This is a genomic window from Actibacterium sp. XHP0104 (genome assembly GCF_025751515.1).
Taxonomy (GTDB): Bacteria; Pseudomonadota; Alphaproteobacteria; order Rhodobacterales; family Rhodobacteraceae; genus Actibacterium_D.
Genome location: NZ_JAOWLE010000013.1, coordinates 1 through 3,407, shown reverse-complemented (window position 1 = coordinate 3,407; position 3,407 = coordinate 1). Strand labels below are relative to the sequence as shown.

Annotated in this window: 4 protein-coding genes and 1 pseudogene; 1 reads left to right on the top strand and 4 read right to left on the bottom strand. The window is 48.3% G+C overall.

What is annotated here, in order from left to right; genetic code table 11:
* Positions 1-185: 185 nt before the first annotated feature.
* Positions 186-296: pseudogene (locus tag OE856_RS13625) on the bottom strand (IS6 family transposase); the annotation flags it as partial.
* A gap of 646 nt (positions 297-942) precedes the next feature.
* Between OE856_RS13625 and OE856_RS13620 the strand changes: the two are divergent.
* The gene (locus OE856_RS13620) at positions 943-1,341 is read left to right on the top strand and encodes a hypothetical protein (protein ID WP_263716704.1); all 399 of its coding nucleotides are present in this window, start codon (positions 943-945) and stop codon (positions 1,339-1,341) included.
* A gap of 168 nt (positions 1,342-1,509) precedes the next feature.
* Here the strand turns inward: OE856_RS13620 and OE856_RS13615 are convergent, their stop codons facing one another.
* The 3 genes from OE856_RS13615 to OE856_RS13605 all read right to left on the bottom strand — a co-directional run.
* Positions 1,510-1,995, bottom strand: coding sequence for an IS6 family transposase (locus tag OE856_RS13615; protein ID WP_412174891.1), 486 nt, complete (start codon positions 1,993-1,995; stop codon positions 1,510-1,512).
* A 442-nt stretch (positions 1,996-2,437) separates the two neighbouring features.
* Positions 2,438-2,998: an SMI1/KNR4 family protein gene (locus tag OE856_RS13610; RefSeq protein WP_263716703.1), complete on the bottom strand. Its 561-nt coding sequence runs from the start codon at positions 2,996-2,998 to the stop codon at positions 2,438-2,440.
* Positions 2,991-3,407: hypothetical protein (locus OE856_RS13605; RefSeq protein ID WP_263716702.1), on the bottom strand; the 417-nt coding region annotated here is incomplete at its 5' end. The genes OE856_RS13605 and OE856_RS13610, both read right to left, overlap by 8 nt.

Genomic DNA, 3,407 nt, shown 5'->3' with positions numbered 1-3,407 from the left:
CCACACAATCCACCCCCACCCGACCCTGTCGGAAACCGTCAACTTCGCGGCCGAAATGTTCGAGGGAACAATCACAGACCTCATCCCCCCGAAGAAAAAGAAGTAAACAAAACAATACCCCCGGGCCAGATAAGGGCCCGGGGGAAGACCGGGATCACGACCCCCGCCCAAGCCATGGCCCCAAGGCCAAACCGTTGCCACCAATACCGAACCGTCTCGTGGCAGATGTCGATGCCGCGCTCGTGAAGCAGGTCTTCGACGTTCCGAAGCGATAACGGGAACCGGATGTACATCATCACCGCCAGGCGGATGATCTCGGGGCTGCTGTGGAGGCCCTAACGGGTTTGGTTCGCTCATCCCTGGACGCTACGAACCAGCCCTACCCCGCTCAAGGCAATTCTTTCTGACAAAGTCGAGACCGCCCTGCCCGCCTCAAGCCAAGTTCCTCTGACAGAACCCCGCTTGGTCTTCGCACCACTCACAGTTTCAGAGAAAACCCGCTCTGCGCTAACTTGGGCCAAAGCGTCATGCTAAGCGTTCAAGCTCTGGTCGTTTGTCGATACACGAGCATAGCCAACAATCATGCCGCATCATGCCAAAAACCTTCCAAAACACCGACGTTTTGCCATGGGATTTTGGAACGGCTAAGCCATTGGCCGCTCACGCTCAGATTGAGCGTGACAAAAACCACCGTTTCGGACAACTATTATGGTACATGTCCTCTGCTGAATTACTTCTGTGCTAAAAAGACATAAATTTGCGCCGTTGGGTGCTATACTTCTTATCGCGCACACTAGCGTCTCATATGCTAATTCTTGCCCCCCACCAATAGAAACGGACTTACAAGGCAAGATGCTGCCTTCCCAGAAGGACCGTGTCCTAGAATCTTTGAAGTTGATGGCCGGCTCACCTGACGGCGCAATATTTTCAGGATTGCTAAACTTGAGTGCCTATGGAGAGCTAGAGCTGCGCCCAGAGTACACTTGGATACAGGCCCAGAGCCAAGAGCGGGAAATAAATGGTTATTTGGGGGTCAGTACTATCACAATTTTTGAGGCTTACACCTTTACTGGGAACATAATATCTAATGGTCAAGTCAGCAGGCTTGAAAACGCTTCGGTTCAGCTAAATGTCACTTGCTTTACAGACGGCTCAACTGGGTGTTCTACGCCTCTGCCAATTGATACACCCATTACTTTTGGTGGGGTTTTTCTTGAAAGCCCCGCACGCACAATTAAAAATGGGTCATTTTGTGGCAACTATTTAGAAAATTCGATTTTTCAAAATATCATTAGTCTAACAGATATCAAAAACAGCGCTGAGATCTGGGAAGGTAATTAAGTTGGAAACACTCTTTAACGCAACCGTTGAATACCAAGGAGTATCTGGAACAAATCTTTCCACGATTCAAAATGTTGTTCAAAAATATGACGCTCTTGGAGGATATTCATTTACTGGTGCTGCCAGACGAATGCGAGCTAGTCTCCACTAGGACAGCAAGGCTGTCCCCTACCCGGCACAAAGACCGCGCCGTTCGGCGAGAGCGGCGGTACGGCTGGCTTTGAAAATGTCTCGGCTGGAGAAGCTGCGTTCCTGATTGAAGAGATTGTAGACGGAGGCATGGACGGCGGCGAATTTCTGAAGACTTCGCATGCGCCTAAAGCGAAGCATCGCCCGCTCTCGTCGTCGAAACGGCAGGTGCGAGTTTTCCACCCGATTGTTCAACCAGCAGCCAATTTCTTGCCTGCCTTCGGCATCGATCTCTTTCAGCGCGGCACCATATGAACGCAGCCGGTCCGTGACGATGATTTCCGGCTGGCCATGCTTACGCATTGCTTTCTTTAAGAATTTCAACGCGGCTTTCTTGTCACGCGTCTTCGTCACAAAGCTTTCCAGGACTTCGCCTTCATGATCCACAGCCCGCCATAGATAATGCCGCTCGTGCAGCAGATCCTCGACATTGCGGAGCGACAGAGGAAAACGAACGTACATCATAACCGCCAGGAAGATTACTTCTCGGCTCGTTTTGAAATAACGAAATGGATCAGGTTTGGCGATGAGCGGAAGCTAAGAGACCGCCCTACCCGGCTCAAGTCAAGTTCCGCTGACAGAACCCTTATCTCTATTCGCCACCACTCGGTGCTGATGTTCAATGTATGACGCTTCGCTATCGTGGATTGCTAATGACCAACCATCAGTTGACTGATACACAATTTCACCAGACTCATTTTCTGTTATTGTTGCATCGTCAGTTGCTACTCCCCTGATTTTCTCTGCCTGTCGTTTTAGGCCCGGCCTATCAGGCAATACATGGCGAGGAACATACTCTGCAATTTTTTCTTTCCCGAGATGACTCGATGCATGGATTTTTCTAGATCAGGTCTAATTGATATTCGTCCGAGGCAATACGGAAGATAAACAATACCCCACTCAAACCTTAATCCACTAGAGGACCTTTTCCTTTAAGATATTGCTCAACATCCCTTGCTCGGATAGCTCTCATTTCTGCCAATCTCTGCTCTAATTCGTAATTTGATGTCCGTTGAGCATATTCGGCAGCAGATAGCAGACTATTTCGAAATGCATCAAAGGAATCTGCAATATTCACTATATTAAAGGGTTGGCCTGCAATGTCCGTTACAAGGATATGGATACTACCATTCTCTAAATGAAGGAGAATCAGGGCACCTGTAGATCCATCTCCAATACAGATATAAGGCTGTAAGTGCTCCTTGAACTCTTCCAAGTCATAGTAATTCCAAGGTTTGCAATTCTCCTGTAAACGTTTTTCCTTTGGACCTAGGTGTAAGCCGAACAAAGAACTAATTGTGAAGTCCTTCGTTCTGTCCTCATCGTAGAACGACAATCTTTCCAGAAGCCCCCCATTATAATCGAACAGATAGGCTTTGTAAGATTCGGGTAGAGGCTTCCCAAGAGCCTTCTCAAAACTCTCCAGATTCTTGGGTTCCGTCTTTCCGTGTGGAAATCGATCACTCATAAGTTTGATTGTAACCTTCTACTTTATTCTGACGCACCTGGAGCATCTCATTAAATCTAGTATCGAAGTTTTCATAGTCTTCGTATGTTTCAAAAGGCGTGCCAGGGCCATATAGGCTGCCGTTGCCCATTTCCGTTGAGCTCAATATTAGTGGGATAGCTAGCTCTCCCGCAAAATCAACCCAATCGGCTGCACTAGCCACAGATATAGATATAGATATAGATATAGATATAGATATAGATATAGATATCACGATAGCCCCAACCGCGGCAAGCGCCCGTTGGTTGAGCCTCCCCATCTGAACTGGTCCACCGTTATGTTTAGGAAACGGAGGACTGAGAATGGCGAACAAGCGACCGAAGCCCGAAGAGATTGTCTCGAAGTTGCGGCAGGTTGAAGTTTTGATGGG

Bases quoted from the DNA above. Each gene is read 5' to 3' on its own strand.
- OE856_RS13615 (WP_412174891.1), bottom strand. From the start codon at position 1,995: ATGATGTACGTTCGTTTTCCTCTGTCGCTCCGCAATGTCGAGGATCTG.
- OE856_RS13610 (WP_263716703.1), bottom strand. From the start codon at position 2,998: ATGAGTGATCGATTTCCACACGGAAAGACGGAACCCAAGAATCTGGAG.